This window comes from Bacillus sp. FSL W7-1354 (genome assembly GCF_038002405.1).
Classification (GTDB): Bacteria; Bacillota; Bacilli; order Bacillales; family Bacillaceae; genus Bacillus; species Bacillus paralicheniformis.
This window is the reverse complement of record NZ_JBBOCL010000002.1, coordinates 1-16,069: the sequence shown is the minus strand read 5'-3', so window position 1 is coordinate 16,069 and position 16,069 is coordinate 1. Positions and strand designations below refer to the sequence as shown.

At 49.1% G+C, this 16,069-nt stretch carries 14 protein-coding genes; 5 read left to right on the top strand and 9 right to left on the bottom strand.

What is annotated here, in order from left to right; translation table 11 throughout:
• Positions 1-96 precede the first annotated feature (96 nt).
• From lpdA to MKZ04_RS21475, 4 genes are read right to left on the bottom strand one after another with little or no spacing between them, the layout of a single operon-like run.
• On the bottom strand, positions 97-1,473 hold the full coding sequence (gene lpdA, locus MKZ04_RS21490) for a dihydrolipoyl dehydrogenase (RefSeq protein WP_026580636.1): 1,377 nt from the start codon (positions 1,471-1,473) through the stop codon (positions 97-99).
• Between the two features lie 18 nt (positions 1,474-1,491).
• On the bottom strand, positions 1,492-2,619 hold the full coding sequence (locus MKZ04_RS21485) for a dihydrolipoamide acetyltransferase family protein (RefSeq protein ID WP_020450596.1): 1,128 nt from the start codon (positions 2,617-2,619) through the stop codon (positions 1,492-1,494).
• 22 nt (positions 2,620-2,641) lie between these two features.
• The gene (locus MKZ04_RS21480; protein WP_035339180.1) at positions 2,642-3,676 is read right to left on the bottom strand and encodes an alpha-ketoacid dehydrogenase subunit beta; all 1,035 of its coding nucleotides are present in this window, start codon (positions 3,674-3,676) and stop codon (positions 2,642-2,644) included.
• 21 nt (positions 3,677-3,697) lie between these two features.
• Positions 3,698-4,672, bottom strand: coding sequence for a thiamine pyrophosphate-dependent dehydrogenase E1 component subunit alpha (locus tag MKZ04_RS21475; protein ID WP_016886251.1), 975 nt, complete (start codon positions 4,670-4,672; stop codon positions 3,698-3,700).
• Positions 4,673-4,883: 211 nt separating this feature from the next.
• On the opposite strand from MKZ04_RS21475, the gene MKZ04_RS21470 reads away from it, so the two are divergent.
• The 5 genes from MKZ04_RS21470 (at position 4,884) to MKZ04_RS21450 (ending at position 10,921) form a co-directional block, all read left to right on the top strand.
• Positions 4,884-5,435: a DJ-1 family glyoxalase III gene (locus MKZ04_RS21470; protein WP_043054186.1), complete on the top strand. Its 552-nt coding sequence runs from the start codon at positions 4,884-4,886 to the stop codon at positions 5,433-5,435.
• A 267-nt stretch (positions 5,436-5,702) separates the two neighbouring features.
• Positions 5,703-6,077, top strand: coding sequence for a DUF2294 domain-containing protein (locus tag MKZ04_RS21465; RefSeq protein ID WP_016886253.1), 375 nt, complete (start codon positions 5,703-5,705; stop codon positions 6,075-6,077).
• Between the two features lie 175 nt (positions 6,078-6,252).
• Positions 6,253-7,785, top strand: coding sequence for an NADH dehydrogenase subunit 5 (locus MKZ04_RS21460; protein WP_059231982.1), 1,533 nt, complete (start codon positions 6,253-6,255; stop codon positions 7,783-7,785).
• Entirely contained in the window at positions 7,782-10,403 is a 2,622-nt protein-coding gene (locus MKZ04_RS21455; protein ID WP_341047259.1) for a DUF2309 domain-containing protein, read from the top strand. Before MKZ04_RS21460 ends, MKZ04_RS21455 begins: the two co-directional genes overlap by 4 nt.
• Positions 10,404-10,414: 11 nt before the next feature.
• Positions 10,415-10,921, top strand: coding sequence for a carbonic anhydrase (locus MKZ04_RS21450; protein ID WP_035339184.1), 507 nt, complete (start codon positions 10,415-10,417; stop codon positions 10,919-10,921).
• 34 nt (positions 10,922-10,955) lie between these two features.
• Here the strand turns inward: MKZ04_RS21450 and MKZ04_RS21445 are convergent, their stop codons facing one another.
• The 5 genes from MKZ04_RS21445 to MKZ04_RS21425 all read right to left on the bottom strand — a co-directional run bounded on the left by MKZ04_RS21445 (position 10,956) and on the right by MKZ04_RS21425 (position 15,894).
• The gene (locus MKZ04_RS21445; RefSeq protein ID WP_020450591.1) at positions 10,956-11,798 is read right to left on the bottom strand and encodes a PRD domain-containing protein; all 843 of its coding nucleotides are present in this window, start codon (positions 11,796-11,798) and stop codon (positions 10,956-10,958) included.
• Between the two features lie 42 nt (positions 11,799-11,840).
• Positions 11,841-13,217 carry a sucrose-specific PTS transporter subunit IIBC gene (locus MKZ04_RS21440; protein ID WP_023855886.1) on the bottom strand — a complete coding sequence of 459 codons (1,377 nt, stop codon included), beginning with the start codon at positions 13,215-13,217 and terminating at the stop codon, positions 11,841-11,843.
• A 314-nt stretch (positions 13,218-13,531) separates the two neighbouring features.
• On the bottom strand, positions 13,532-14,272 hold the full coding sequence (locus MKZ04_RS21435) for a YfjL-like protein (RefSeq protein WP_031304968.1): 741 nt from the start codon (positions 14,270-14,272) through the stop codon (positions 13,532-13,534).
• Positions 14,265-15,470 carry an MFS transporter gene (locus MKZ04_RS21430; protein ID WP_023855884.1) on the bottom strand — a complete coding sequence of 402 codons (1,206 nt, stop codon included), beginning with the start codon at positions 15,468-15,470 and terminating at the stop codon, positions 14,265-14,267. Before MKZ04_RS21430 ends, MKZ04_RS21435 begins: the two co-directional genes overlap by 8 nt.
• A gap of 103 nt (positions 15,471-15,573) precedes the next feature.
• On the bottom strand, positions 15,574-15,894 hold the full coding sequence (locus MKZ04_RS21425) for a YckD family protein (RefSeq protein ID WP_341047253.1): 321 nt from the start codon (positions 15,892-15,894) through the stop codon (positions 15,574-15,576).
• Positions 15,895-16,069 lie beyond the last annotated feature (175 nt).

Genomic DNA, 16,069 nt, shown 5'->3' with positions numbered 1-16,069 from the left:
CTCTCCTAATGCTTTTTCCTCATTATATTATAAAAGCGCTTTCAATATCGATAAAAAAAACTCCGCACTTACCTGCTGTGCGAAGTTTTCCATTATTCAGCAATGAACCGCCTGGCCTGCGACTTGCAGCAAAGCTTCGTGAATCGTTTCCGAAAGAGTCGGATGGGCCGCGATGAAGTGCTCCATTGCGTCTGCCGTCAGCTCAGCGTGCATCATCACGGCTGCCTGGCCGATCAGTTCGGTTGCTCCCGGACCCACGATCGAAACCCCGACAATTTCCTGATACTCCGGCTCTGTGATGATTTTGACCTTTCCGGCAGCCTCATTTAAAATAAGTGCTTTTCCGTTTGAAGAAAACGGAAACTCACCGATACGAACATCCCCGTAGCGCTCCCTCGCCTTTTTTTCATTTAAGCCGACGCTTGCGATCTCAGGCGAGGTATAGATGCAGCGCGGAATGATTTCACTGTTGACCTTCATGTCTTTGCCCGAGGCATGGGATGCGGCGACGATTCCTTCGTGAAAGGCGGCATGCGCTAGCTGAACTCCGCCTGTGATATCCCCGCACGCATAAATATGCGGAATGTTTGTCTGCATATGCTGGTTGACTTGAATCCCTTTCCTGTCATATCGGACTCCGATATGCTCAAGCTTCAAATCAGCAGTTCTCGGTTTTCGGCCGACGGCGACCAGACATCGATCCGCTTGAATATTAAAGCTGTCATCGCCATTTTTCAGAAAGACGCGCTGCCGGGCAGGATCAAGACGCTCCACTTGTACAGATGTGAAAACACGGACGCCGGACTCTTCGAGACTTGTGTGCAGAAAGGCGGCAATATCTGGATCTTCCTCAGGCAAAATCTGTTCCGCTTGCTCGGCTATCACTACGTTCGCTCCCAACCTGCTGTATATACTGGCAAATTCACAACCGATGATTCCTCCGCCGATAATAAAAATTGTTTCAGGAATGGACGGCAATGACATGGCATCTCCGCTGTCGATGATCCAGCTCCCGTCAAAAGACGCAAAAGGCAGTGCGGCAGGTTCCGCTCCTGCCGCTATAATCACATGCCCGGCATTGATGACCTCCTGTTTTCCGTCCTTTTCAACAATTATGTCGTGTTCCGACAAGAACGATGCTTTTCCTTGCAGCACCTTGATTTTGTTTTTATTCATCAAATATTTAATACCCCCGGCGAGCCGCTGAATAATCTCTCTCTTACGGCTCTGGACGGCCTCCCACTGAACCGTCGGGCTTTCGCCTGTCAGCCCGATGCCGAATGCACCGGCGGACTTTACTTTCTCGAACATATCGGCGCTCTCAAGAAGCGCTTTTGTCGGTATGCACCCTTCATTTAAACACGTCCCTCCGAGGGGGCCATCTTCAATCAGGATGACTTCTCTGCTATTCTTGGCGGCTGTTATTGCCGCTACGTAACCCGCAGGTCCCCCTCCTATAATCGCGAGTGTCACAGTCTATCCACCTTCTCTCTATAAAAGAATCGATGCAGGATCTTCCAAATATTTTTTTACATCTGAAAGGAATGCTGCAGCAGGCGCACCATCAAGCGCGCGGTGATCAAAAGTCAGACTGAGCGGCAGAATGGCGCCCTTTGTCAGTTCTCCGTCTTGATAGACGGGGGCCGAATACATTTGGCCGATTCCAAGTATCCCGGTTTCTGGCGGATTTAAGATCGGTGTAAAGTGCTCGACACCATATGCGCCGAGATTTGTAATCGTAAATGTCGATCCTTCTATTTCGTCGTGCAGAAGCCTACCTTCCCGCGCTTTTTTGGCGTACCATTTGATTTTCTTGGCCAGTTCGATCAGCGGAAGCCGCTCGGCATGACGGATGACGGGAACGGCCAGGCCTTCGTCCAAAGCCGCCGCCACTCCTAAATGAACATGATCAAAGGTCGCAAGCCTTCCGTCTTGATAAACGCTGTTCATGGCCGGATGATCCAAAAGCGAAAAAACAGCTGCCCTGGCGGCAAAATCAGTGATCGTCAGCTTTGTATCATACCTGGATTGAGCTGTTTCATTAAGCTGTTTTTGCAGGGCTGTTAATTTCGTGATGTCCGCCTTCATCGTAATCGTCAGCTGGGCGCTGTTTTGCAGGCTTTCCGTCATTCTTGCGGCAATCGTTTTCCTCATCGGGCTTGCCGGCGGACGATCTTCAGCCTTATCCGCCTGCTTGTTCGGCCTGTCGGGAAGCGCCTGCAGCACATCCGCTTTCGTAATTCTCCCTCCGGGCCCCGTGCCTTTCAGCGTTTTGATGTCTATATTTGCGCTTTGCGCGATTTTGCGTGCAGCCGGAGAAATTTTAATCCGTTCTTTCGGGGAATCCGGCTGTTTTGTTTGACTTTCCGGCGTTTGTTCGTTTTCATTCCCGATCTGGCAGATGACCGTTCCCGGCGGCACTCCCTCTCCTTCGGACACTTTGATGTCCAACACGGTTCCGTTTGCCGGAGATTCGATTTCCATTTCGATTTTTTCGGAATTGATGCTGGCAATGCTTTCTCCTTTTTCAACGGCTTCACCGACTTTTTTATTCCAGACGGAAACCGTACCTTCTTTCATCGCCATTCCCAATTTCGGCATGACAACCTCGACAGCCATGTTCTCCTCTCCTTTCCAATCTTTATACCGTATGTGTTGAGATTTCTCCGAGCATCTCCAGCACGGTGTTCACCACTTTTTCCGGCGTCGGCAAATACAGGTCTTCAAGAGGCGGTGAAAATGGAACCGGCGTATGTGGAGCCGTTACCTTTTTAACCGGTGCATCAAGCGAATCAAATCCTTTATCTGCCGCCAAAGATGCGATATCCGCGGCGATGCTGCATCTCGGATTGGCTTCATCGACGATCACAAGTCTGTTTGTTTTTTCAACAGATGCAAGGACGGCCTCCTCATCAAGCGGTGAAAGACTCCTCGGATCAAGGACTTCGGCTTCGATTCCCTGCAGTGAGAGCTGTTCCGCCGCTTGAAGCGCCGTATGAACCTGTTTGCCGACTGCGACAATCGTTACATCAGCGCCTTCCCGCTTGATATCGGCTTTTCCGATCGGAAGCGTGTAATATTCTTCCGGCACATAGCCTGTCATGTTGTACAGCGTTTTGTCTTCAAAAAAGATAACCGGGTCCTGATCCTCAATCGCAGCGAGCAATAAGCCTTTCGCATCGTACGGGGTCGACGGCACAATCACTTTCAAGCCGGGAATGCTTGTAAATAGGGCATACAAGCTTTGCGAATGCTGGGCGGCTGCCCTAAAGCCGGCTCCGTGGGTCGTCCGGATCGTAATCGGAACTTCCGCTTTTCCGCCAAACATGTAGCGGAACTTCGCTCCCTGGTTCAGTACCTGGTCCAGACACGTGCCGATAAAATCGTTAAACATCAATTCCGCGATCGGCCTTAAACCTGTTGAAGCCGCCGCCATGGCTGCGCCGATGTACCCCGCTTCACTGATCGGCGTATCAAGGACGCGCTCCCGTCCAAATTCCTGAACAATCCCTTTCGTGACGCCAAGTACACCGCCCCATGCTTCATCATCCTGCAGATGATCGACATTCGCTCCTCCTGCGACATCTTCCCCCATTAAAATGACGTGATCGTCCTTTCTCATCGCAAGTTTGATCGCTTCATTCAATGCGGCTGACATGCTGATTTCCCTCGTCATGTTTCCTTCCCCCTTCATGAATTAATAGGATACATATACATCTGTCAGCAGTTCGGTTTCTTCCGGATAAGCGCTTTTTTCGCTGAATGCGACCGCTTGCTCGACCGCTTCTTCAACTTCTTTTTCAATCCGTGACTGCTCTTCTTCACTCATCAGCCCTTTTGCCAGCAATTCGCTTTTGAACACGGCAATGGCATCTTTTTCTTCCTGATGCACCGCTTTTTCGTCATTTGTTTTGTAGCGCTGGGCATCTCCTTCAAAATGGCCGTAGTTCCGGTATGTCATACACTCAATAAGCGTCGGTCCTTCACCGTTTTTGGCACGCTCTATCGCCCGGCCCGCAGCCTGGAAAACCGCGGCTGCATCTTTTCCATCCACGCGAATGCCCGGAATCCCGTAGGCGGCCGCACGATCTGCGATCGACTCGCAGCTTGACGCATAGGAAAACGGCGTCGCTTCGCCATACCCGTTGTTTTCGGCGACAAATATGACAGGGAGCTTCCAGATGGCGGCAAGGTTGATCCCTTCGTGAAACGTCCCCTGGTTGTTGGCGCCGTCGCCAAAAAAGCAAACGCTTACATTTTTAGTCTTTTTATACTTTGCAGTGAGGGCAGCTCCGCAGGCCAAGGGAAATCCCCCGCCGACGATTCCGTTTGCGCCTAGCATCCCTTTGTCAAAGTCTGCGATATGCATCGATCCGCCTTTTCCTTTGCAAAGTCCTGCAGATTTCCCGTATATCTCGGCCATCATCCCTTTCAAGTCGCACCCTTTTGCAATGCAGTGCCCATGGCCGCGATGTGTGCTCGTGATGGTGTCTTCATCATTCAGATGGGCGCAGACGCCCGCAGCGACCGCTTCTTCCCCGGCGTAAAGATGGACAAAACCCGGCAGTATCCCTTTAGCAAACAGCTGATGAACCCGATCTTCGAAATAGCGGATTTCCAGCATTTTTTGATACATCCATACCGCCTTTTCCTTTGTCAGTGCCTCTTCCATATGAAAAAACCTCCTGTCTTTTTTTACTCACACGTTATGATGCAAAAATCGTGCCAGCTCTCCGACGCGAACATGAAGCTCTTTTCAGGCGGACATCCTTCCAAAACAAGAGACAAAACGAGACGGGTGTCTCAATTTGTCTACTTCATCAGTTGCGGAAATGTCTTTGCCGCAGTTAGAATGAACGGTAGAGACGAAGGAGGTTTTTTTCATGAAGAAAGCGTATGTTTTTTTAATCGGCGGATTTGAAGAAATCGAAGCGATAGCAACGATTGATATTTTACGGAGGGCTGAAGTCGAGACCGTCACCGTCTCGCTTGATCCATCGCGCAGCGTGAAAGGCGGGCATGACATTGTCGTCGAGGCAGACGTCATGTTTGAGGATGCTGATTTTCAAAAAGCGGATATGCTGATTCTTCCGGGCGGAAATGTAGGCAGCAAAAAAATGCTGGAACACCAAGCTTTGCACAAGACGCTGACAGAAGCGGCGGATGCAGGAAAATATGTCGCCGCTATCTGCGCCGCAACGATGACGCTCGGAAAAACGGGGCTTGTCAGCGGAAAAAAAGCGACCTGCTATCCCGGGGTTGAAGAACATTTAACAGGAGCGGATGTCACTGCAAATGAAAAAGTTGTCGTAGATGGAAACATCATTACTTCCAGAGGCCCGGCGACCACGATTCCATTTGCCCTCAAGCTTGCCGAATTGCTGAACGGCAAAGAAAAAGCCGATGCAGTTGCCAAGGGAATGCTCGTCTGCTAAGACGGCATTCCTCTTTTTTATCCATAAAAGAACGGTATTGACATCATAAATCTTAAAAGATATGATATTTAAAAAGTAATTCCGTAAAATCAATAATTGTAATCTCATGCAAAAGAGCTTTAGCATTCGGCTATAATCCCTATGGTCGCGTGAAAAAGCACCCTTTACCATGTATGACATTAACATTTTGATAGGACGGTATATTTCATTTTCCCTATACTCATGTATAAGGAAAAGAAATATACCGTTTTTCAGGAGGATATAACATTGAAAAAACAGAAAGTGACAAAGGGGTCTCTGGAGGCGGAGATCAGCAAAACCTTAACCCAATGGGAAAAAGACTATTTGGGCCGCGGCTCCGTGTCTGTTAAAACAGACATTCTCAGAAATATGGTCATCATTTCCCTGAACGGTATTTTGACACCCGCCGAATACGAACTTTGCAGTACAAAAGAAGGCCTGCTGTCAATTAAAAGAACCCGCTCCGGTTTGGTGGAATCGGGTATAGAACAACTGAGCCGCATAATGAAGGAGCTGACCGGTGAAGAGACGATCAGCTTTCACACGGATATCAGCACCCGCACTGGCGAGCGGATCATGGTATTTAAATTGGCAAACGACCTGCAAAAAAAATTGGCATAGAAAAACGGAAGATCTTTAAAGCATGAACATGAGTTAAAGATAAGCCGGTATTATTCAGAAAGATTGGCTGAAATGGGCCGATCCTGAATATACCGGCTTTTTTTACGTTTTCAGAAAGGAAGGCAAGACATGAAACAGTATGTTCTTTTCCATCATCCCGACGGAGGGATGCCGGATGTTTGATCTGCTAGATTCTTTATTTTGGCTGAAAATATTTTTCGCGTCGCTTGCGCTTTGTTTGTTAAGCGCACTGCTCGTCCTGAATCGAAAGGTTCCATTGGCATATGTACGGATTCACGCCAAGATCATCGCCCTGCCGCCGCTTGCCGCGCTGGCAGCATTGATAACGGCAAATCCCGGGCAAGCTGGAGCTCCTTGGCGCTTGGATTCGCTGGCTTGGCTGATCGCCTTGTTTGTCTTGACAATCGGCTTCATCGTCCAGCGCTACTCTGTCCGGTATTTGTTCGGCGACCGCTCCTACCGTAAATTTTTTGTGCTGCTGACGCTTACAACAGGAGGCGCTTCATGCGCCTGGCTGAACGATGATCTTCGCTGGCTCCTCTTATGCTGGGGTATCACGCTTTTCGGCTTGACCGCGCTAATCGGCTTAAACGGCGCGTGGCAAGCGGCCAAAAATGCCGCTTTGTATGCGGGCCGGATCTTTGCGCTCAGCTGGCTGGCGATAGCAGCAGCCGCTCTTTGGCTGTCTCTCGCGACAGGACACTGGCAGCTATCATCCGCCATAGCGGAGGAAAGCCTTGTACAGCTCAGCTCATGGGAGAAAACCGGGATTGGCCTCCTTATCATTTTAACGGTGATGATTCCTGCGGCACAGTGGCCGTTTCATCGCTGGCTGCTCGATTCGGCAATCGCGCCGACTCCCGTTTCCGCGGTCATGCACGCCGGACTCGTAAATGTAGGCGGCGTCATGCTGACCCGTTTCGCACCGATGTTCAGCGGTGATGGGCTGCAGCTTATTCTGCTTGTTCCCGCCGTCTTTTCCGTCTTGCTCGGAACGGGCATGATGATCGTCCAGACGGACTACAAGCGGCAGCTCGCAGCTTCAACGGTCGCGCAGATGGGTTTTATGCTCGTCCAATGCGCATTAGGAGCCTATATTGCGGCTGTTATTCACCTCATTTTGCACGGCCTGTTCAAAGCCGCCCTTTTCCTGCAAGCCGGATCAGCGGTGCGCCGTTATGAATCGTTCGCCTCTAAACGGGGCAGACCGGCTCTTTTCTGGGACATGATAGGCGGCGCCTTTGCTCTTACTGTCGTCATCGGAATCTGGGTCTCAGCTGCGGACGATGGCTATCAATTGATCAGCGCCCTTGTTTTAGGCTGGGCATTGTTCATTGCTTGGAGACAGCTTGTCACAGCCAATGACGGTCGCGTCACACGAATGGCCGGGCTTTTCATTTTAACGGGGGCTTCACTCGCGTTTGCCATCATTCATTCCGGTTTACACGGGCTCCTGAAGGAAGCTGTTGTACAGGGGGCGCAACCGCCCGTCATGGCGGCCGTTTTAACGGTAGTCGTTTTGTTAGCTGGCACTGCGGCCGGCGCCTTGATCGTTCGGCAGCGGTTTGCATGGTCCGGCGCACTTTATCTGCGTCTTGTAAAAACGGGTGAGCCTCATTTTGAATCGGTCGAAGAACGGCCGAATTATCTTGACCAATATCTTACTCAAGGAGGTCGTCAATCATGAAAGCAGCACCCACATTGTCTAAACAATTGATCTTCAAATATGAACATCAGACAGCGGACTTTAATATTGATGAATCGGTTCAATCAGCAGCACGAGTCATTGCGCCGCTTTGGCCGATTGAAACCTTTGCCGCGCGCCATCCGTGGATGGGTCTTGAAGAACAGACATTTGAACAGACGGCCCGGCAGCTTAAACAGCAGCTTCAGGTTGATATATACCCAAAGTCCTCCATTTTCCGCTCCGCAAAACAAAGGGGAGAAATCGATGAGGCCATTCTTGAAAAAAAGCTGACGCATTGGCTCGATTCACATCAGCCCGGCATGCAGAGGGAAACAGCGGAAGCGTTTTGCAAAGCCGCGCTCAAGCTGGATGAAATCCCTGAACAGCTCTTGAGATCCCCGCAAGTCGAAAAGCTTGCCAAACAAGCGGCGCGCGGGACAATCGATGATCAAAAAACACGCTTGATCAAACCGCTCAGCGTTTTTGCCGGACAAAAAACCGCTCACCTTCTTGATCATCATGTGATTAAATGGTGCAAGCTGTTTCTCGATGAATCACAATCGGCATGGCGGCTTCCACATCGTGAGAAAGGGTTTTACAGCGCTTGGCGGCAGCTTGTTGAACATGATCCCGCCCTGGCGCGAGCGGAACGCCAACGACTGAAAGGGTGGCCGGAGGAGCCTCGGGACGCGATGAAAAGAGCACTCCGAGCGCTTGAAATTTCTGATGGAGACGTTCAGGCATACCTTGAAGCTCATTTGCTCTCTCTTCCGGGATGGGCCGGGATGATGCTTTGGCGTTCCCAGCAATCGCAGGACGAACAAGGGCTGCTTCTCGAGTATTTGGCCATCCGGCTTTCAATGGAATGGATGCTTATTGAACCTTATGTGCCGCTGTCTAAGCCAAAACCTGAAAAAGAGATGCAGGTCGTTCCTTTGATTGCGGCCTGGCTGCATTGGGGCGGCCTGACGCCTGACGAATGGCTCAAACTTTCAGCAGCAGAGCAAAAAGCGAGATTAACACTCGCCCGCCGCTTTGATGATCTAACGCGCAGGCGCATCTGGCTGGAAGCATGGGAACAATCATACGCTGCTGAGGTAAGGAACCTCATCACGGCAAACAAACCTGCCGCTGCCGCCAAAAGTGAAGCGGCGCTGGCCCAGCTTGCATTTTGTATTGATGTCCGTTCAGAGCCGTTCCGACGGGCATTGGAAAAGTCAGGCCCTTTTGAAACGTATGGAACAGCGGGCTTTTTCAATCTGGCAATCGAAACGTGCGAACTTGGCACTAAGCACACTCACAGCTCTCTGCCGGTCATCCTTAAACCTCAGCATCGAGTAAATGAAACGGCCGATGAATCAAGCTTTATATCGTATCAAGAACATAAAAAAGCAGCAGCTTCGCTGAGCTCCGCCTTTAAAAAGATGAAACAGAATCTATTGGCGGGTATGCTCCTTCCCGAAGTGAGCGGGCCATGGCTGAGCCTGCAAATGGCCGCGCGCAGCCTGGTCCCCCGCACAGCCGGGCAAACTTTCCGGAATGCGCGGAAAACATGGCTGAAAAAGCCTCAGGCAAAGCTCTCGCTTGATCGTATGGAAACATCTGATGCCGGTATTCCGGTCGGATTTACGGATGAAGAAAAAGCCGCCTATGCCAGACAGGCATTAAAGATGATGGGGATCACCGACCGGTTCGCTCCGCTGGTTGTCATTTGCGGGCACGCCAGCAGAAGCACGAATAACCCTTATGCATCGGCATTGGACTGCGGCGCCTGCGGAGGCGCATCAGGCGCTTTTAACGCACGCGTCCTAGCCGCTTTATGCAACCTTCCGAGCGTCAGACAGAGGCTCCGCTCCGACGGCATTTTTATTCCGGATGATACAGTATTCGCCGCCGCAGAGCACATTACAACATTGGATGAACTGCAGTGGCTCTATGTACCTGAGCTTCCGGCTAAAGCTCAACAAGCGTTCGACCGCATCAACTCGGTGCTTCCTGATGTGAGCCGTACTGTCGGAGCCGAACGCTTAGAAGAGCTGCCGCAGCTCGGCTACCAAAATCCGCGGAATGAAGTTGAGCGCTTCGCCGAAGATTGGAGCGAAATCCGTCCAGAATGGGGGCTGGCCCGAAATGCTTCATTCATCATCGGCACACGCCGGCTTACACGCGAAGCTGATCTTGAAGGAAGAGCTTTTCTGCACAGCTATGACTGGCGGAATGACGAGGACGGCTCCATCCTCAGCGGCATCATTTCAGGGCCTGGAACAGTAGCCCAATGGATCAATCTGCAATATTACGCGTCAACCGTCGCACCGCATTATTATGGAAGCGGAAATAAGGCAACTCAAACCGTCACTTCAGGCCTCGGCGTCATGCAAGGAAATGCAAGCGATCTTTTGGCCGGTCTCCCGTGGCAGTCCGTCATGCGGTCGGATGACGAAATATATCATGCGCCTCTCAGACTCCTGATCGTGATCGAAGCACCGGATGATGCTATCGAACGTCTCCTTGACCGCGATCACAGCTTCCGGCAAAAGGCGGAGAACGGATGGATCCACCTGGCATCTATTAACCCGGAGGGAAAATGGAAGAACTGGACAAACACGATAAATGAATGAGGTGAAATGTCATGGAAGAAAACAAAAAAATACTGATGATTATCGGAATGGAGAAACAGCTTGAACAGACCATCTGCCGGGCAGGGAATATTCAGCCTGAGAACGCCCTTGTTTTAAAAAGCGTCTTCCCTGATATTTCACAGCCCTACGGTGATATGATGAGGGATATCATTACCCTTGTCCACCGGAACAAAGCGGAAGAAATTTGGATTGTCCGCGATAAATACGAGCAAACGGCAGATAAAGATATTTCTGACCTTTTAAATAGAAACAAAGATTTAAGCGATAGAATGCAAACTTTAGAGTACCTTTTCCAAAACTGCAGTCCGGAATTTCCGTACGGCAGCATCGATGAATGGCTGTCACCGAGCGAAAATGCGGCCGAAGGCGTCCAAAAAAGCGTCGCCGCCATCCGACAGCACCCGTTAATCCCTTCGCACGTCAATGTAAAAGGATTTCTAATCGAAAATTCGGTTTTAACGGAAATTGAAACCTTAAACAAAAACGGAGCCCGATAACAGGGCTCCGTTTTGTCTTAAACACAGGCATTCTTTACACAACAGCAGACCGCTGATAAAATCTCTGAATATGCATGGTAATATAGCACAGCTCTTTTTCCGGAAATTCAAAGCCATACTCCCGCTTCACAAATGCCCCGATTTCTTCTGCGCACATAAACGCTTGTCCAAACTTCTTTTTAATGAGGCTGATCATTTCACCATCCATTTCGTAAAATGTCTCTCCCGATTCAATATGCTGAATGGCGAAACGGAGATGGTTGACAAGCCGCTCATACGAAATCGTCTCATCCTTTATTTTAATGTTGAGTTTATCTTCGATAATCTCGATAATATCCTTGATCATCGTTGTGAGATCGAGCGTTTTTGTCATATCTCCCGCGTTTGTTTTCGCTGTATGAATATGAAGCGCAATATTGGCGACTTCATCCTCCGGAATATCGATCTTCAGCTTATCTTTAATGAGGGCCTTTGCCCAGCGGCCGATTTGAAATTCTTTCGTATAGAGGACTTTAACTTCCTGAAGCAGCGGATTTTTAATGACCATTCCCTTGCTTAACCGTTCTATCGCGAATGATAAATGATCTGAAAAAGCGACATGGATTCGCTCATTGATTTTGATCCCGAGCTCTTTTTCCGCATGAGAAATAATGTCCTCCGCCACCTGAATATGATCTTCCGGCAACGTTTTTAAGATCTCCTCGAATTGGCGGTATTCTGTTGAATCTTTCATCACAAATATTTTTTCAATTTTAGATCTATCGACAATATCATTCTTCTTTTTTTGAAATGCGATTCCGGAACCTAATACGATCTTTTCCTCGCCGCCATCCTTGACGACGAGCGCATTGTTATTTAAGATTTTTTTTACTTTCATAGCTGCCTTCCTTTCATCCTGTTTTAATGAATGAAAACGGAATTATTCTTTTTCATCTTTAAAGCCAAGACACAAAGTCGCAATGAATGCTGAAATCACCGCAATCGCAAAAGCGATTAAATAATGAATGAGATTGGCGGTGCCAAGAGGGAGAATGATTGAAATCATCGGGATGCCGGACAATCCGTAAGAGTTTGCCGCAACGTGTGTGAAGACGGCGTATGCCCCTCCGATGGCGCCTCCGATCGATGCGCCGATAAACGGTCTCGCGAGCTTCAGATTGACGCCAAACATGACAGGTTCGACGATTCCCAAAAAAGCGGTGAGAGAAGCCGGAATCGCAATCTTTCTGATAGCGGCATTCTTTGTTTTCAAAAATACGGCGAGCCCCGCTCCTCCCTGCGCGACATTGGCCATCGACCATATTGGAAGCAGAAAATTGACCCCATATTCGGGATCTGCAAGCAGCGACGCTTCAATCACATAAAAACTATGGTGCAGGCCGCTCAAAACGAGTAAGGAGTAAAGCCCGCCAAATAAAAATCCGGCGCAAGCCCCCCCAAAATGATAAACAAACCCGAGACAGTCGCTTACGAAATGAGCGATGATCAGTGAGAGCGGCCCCATGATAAACAGCGCGGCAAATCCGGAAGCCATAACTGTAATAAACGGTGCGACAAGCAAATCTAAAGAACAGGGGACGATTCTTTTTAAGAATTTTTCGATTTTGCTCATTATGTAGACGGATAAGAGAATCGGTATGACCGTCCCCTGGTATCCGATCAAAGGGACTTCAAGGCCGAATACTTCGACGGATTCCGGCTTTTGGCTGCCGAGCAATGAAGGATCGAGTAAATCGGGATGGGTCAGAATTCCGCCGATGACAGCGCCTAAAAACGGATTCGCTCCAAACTGTTTAGCCGCACTGAACCCGATCAGCACAGGCAAAATGACAAACGCTGAGCTTGAAAAAATATCGAGCATTTTCATCAGCGGGCCGCCATAAGCGCCGAGGCTGAATTCTTTAAGCACACTGATGAGACCCATGAGCAATCCGCTCGCAACGATTGCCGGAATGATCGGCACAAAGATGTCTGACAGCGTTTTGGCAAATCGCGTCAATACGTTCATGTTTGGCGGCGCCTCCCGCCGGGCTTCTTCAAGAGGAGCCGGATCGCTGTATTGAATCATTTCCTTATAAATCTTATTGACTACACCTGTACCGAAAATGATCTGAAACAAACCGTATCTGAAAAAAGTCCCCTGCACAGACTCCATCTTTTCAATAGCAGCTATATCGATTTTTTCTTCATCTCTGACATTGAAGCGCAGCCTTGTCGTACAATGGCTGATGCTGATGATATTCTCCGCGCCTCCAATGAGGGGCAAGAGAACTCTTGCAATCTCTTTATGCAGCACCCGGATCTACCTCCTCCAATTTTTCTATCCTATCAAATCAACAGAAGACGATCAAAATGAAAAATGTGCCATCACATCCAAAGACCCCCGGCGAAAGGAATAAAAAAAGACCTAAAACATGCGAAAGCATCAGCCGATAGGCGCAAAAAAAGCACACTAAGGTCTGTAGTTCCTTTAGCACATTTTAGGTCTTGCCTGCCTTACCAGTAACAATCCCGTCAATATTTGTTCTTAATATGATTCTATTCGCTTCGGCCTTGGACATCAATAGTGCAAACCGCCTATATATCCCCCGTATAAAAAAAGAGAAGGCGTTAAAGCGCCTTCTCTACATCTTCAATGGCTATCGCACGGTCCTTTAAAACATGCACACTGTACTTCACATAGCCTGGCCGGTCTTCCCCGTCTAAGCCCATACTGTCAATCTCAATGTTTTCATAATGGTAGCCGCTCAATAACTTTTTCACCACTTTTGCCTGGTCATAGACCTGCCTCCGGCCGTCCCGGCCTGAATTCAAGGTAACTGTAACAGCAATCGGTTCTGTTTGCTTCAGTTTTTTCCAATTTGTATTGACATCATAGCTTCCTGATAGAGAAACTTGGACGTCAATTACGTTTTTCAGCTTTTTTTCAAGCTCTGCCTTGATCTCATTTGAGGCTTCTTTGCTTATTCTGGCTCTCGTCTTTTCCTGTCTGGCTTCTTTGATGCCATCGTTTGTGACAGCCGGGTGCAATCCGCCTTTCACGCTGAAAATGTACTCATCATTCCGCTCATCTGACACACGAAATAGGTATTCAGCAAACTTGAAATTATAGGAGCTCCCTTTCATATTTAAGGTTTCACCGGCGTGTGCTTCCTGCAAGTATGCCGATAGCTTTTGTTCAGCCAGCGCGCGGCTGAACGGATTTCCGTAAAAGGCGTTATACACATAACAGCCTGTCACAAGAATCAACAACGAGAGACCAGTAATGATGGCTTTCTTTTTCAATTCAATCAACTCTTTCCAAATTCTCGCGTCCCGTCCATTATGAAGGAGAATTCGGACATTAGGCAAGCTCTTTCTGCTTCGTCTCCGTCCCCAAAAAGAAGATCGCCGCGACAGCCGCAATAACGGCGACGCAGAAGATCAAAAAGATCATTGAAATCTCTGTTCCCCGGGCGACGAGATAGCCGACAAGAAGCGGGCCCAGGATGCCGCCGATTCGGCCAAAGCCGGCTGCCATTCCTGCGCCGGTCCCCCTGATTGATGTCGGGTATTGTTCAGGCGTATAAGCATAAAGCGCGCCCCAGGCACCAAGGTTGAAAAACGATAAAAACATACCTGACGCAAGCAGAAGCGCCAGCGATTCAGCCGATCCGAAGAAGTAGGCGCTGACAGCCGTCCCTAACAAGTAGACGGTAAGCACCATTTTCCGGCCGGCTTTTTCAATCAGCCATGCCGCGGAGAAATAGCCGGGCAGTTGAGCCAGCGTCATGATCAAGACGTACTCAAAGCTCTGGATCATGCTGAATCCTTTCATCACCATGACGCTCGGCAGCCAAAGAAACATGCCGTAGTAGGAAAAGACAACGCAAAACCAGACAATCCACAGCATGGCCGTAGGCCGGGCATATTTGCGGGACCAGACGTTTTTCACATTTTCCACGACGGTCGGCTTCCTTTCCTGCGCAAGCTTCTCATATTTCGGAGAATCCGGCAGGGCGATCCGCAAATATAAGGCGTAAATAGCCGGTATCGCGGTTATTAATAAAGCAATCTGCCAGCCGTAGGCCGGAATAATAAAATACGAAATGAGCGCTGCGGCCAGCCAGCCGAATGCCCAGAAACTTTCGAGCAGGACGACGACTCTTCCCCTCCGCTCCGGCGCAACCGTTTCGGATACGAGCGTAGATGCGACTGGAAGCTCTCCCCCAAGCCCCATACCGACGAAAAAGCGCAGGACTAAAAATGCCCACAATGTCGTCGTCAAAGCGGATAACCCGCTGCCGATCGAGAAAAACAGCAGCGTAATCATAAAAACGTATTTTCTTCCGACACGGTCAGCCAAAAGGCCAAAGACAAACGCCCCGACTGCCATGCCGATTGAGTTGACGCTGCCGATCCAGCTCATCTCCTGCGGCGTCAACTTCCATTCCACGTGCAAAGCGGCGATAATAAACGATAATATGCCAACGTCCATAGCATCAAAAAGCCAGCCGAGACCGGCGATGCCAAGCAGTCTGCGCTCTGAAACAGGACGGTTCTTCTTCATACTCACTACACCTCTTTACTCTCTTAGCAGTTTACATGAGTATTAGTTTACACCTGTCTTTACACTTTTGTCACGAAGAAAATGAGGCGCCGTCTATTTCAGTTTAATGAATATGATGCTTGTGTAACTTTTCTTCTTGGTGCCTCAACTTTGGCAGAAACCCGTTTTCCCGCTCTTTTTCATAGCGCTTCTCAATATGAGATTTGATTTCTTTACCCCTCTCCTGATCAAGGATTCCGTACTCCACATACTTATTGATCAGCTGTTTTTTCTTTTCCACAATGTCCTTTTGCAAAGAAGCCAGTTCATTTTTTTGCTTGTCGGTCAACTCTTGATAAACGCGTGTTTCCCCGTAGGCAGAAGACATGACAGCCGTACATGACAGCGGAATGAAGAGAAGCAGGCAAACGCACAGTTTGCGCATCATGCAACATCCTTTCTGATCTATGATTCATTCTATTTTTATCTGTTTTGCGGAGTTTATGCATAAAAAAAAGCCGCTTGGTAAAGCGGCTTCAGATTGTTGACAAAATCCCAAAACGACTTTTAGTTTTGGGATTTTGTCATCCTTTCAGCGTGATTGAAAACCCTTGCAGTCT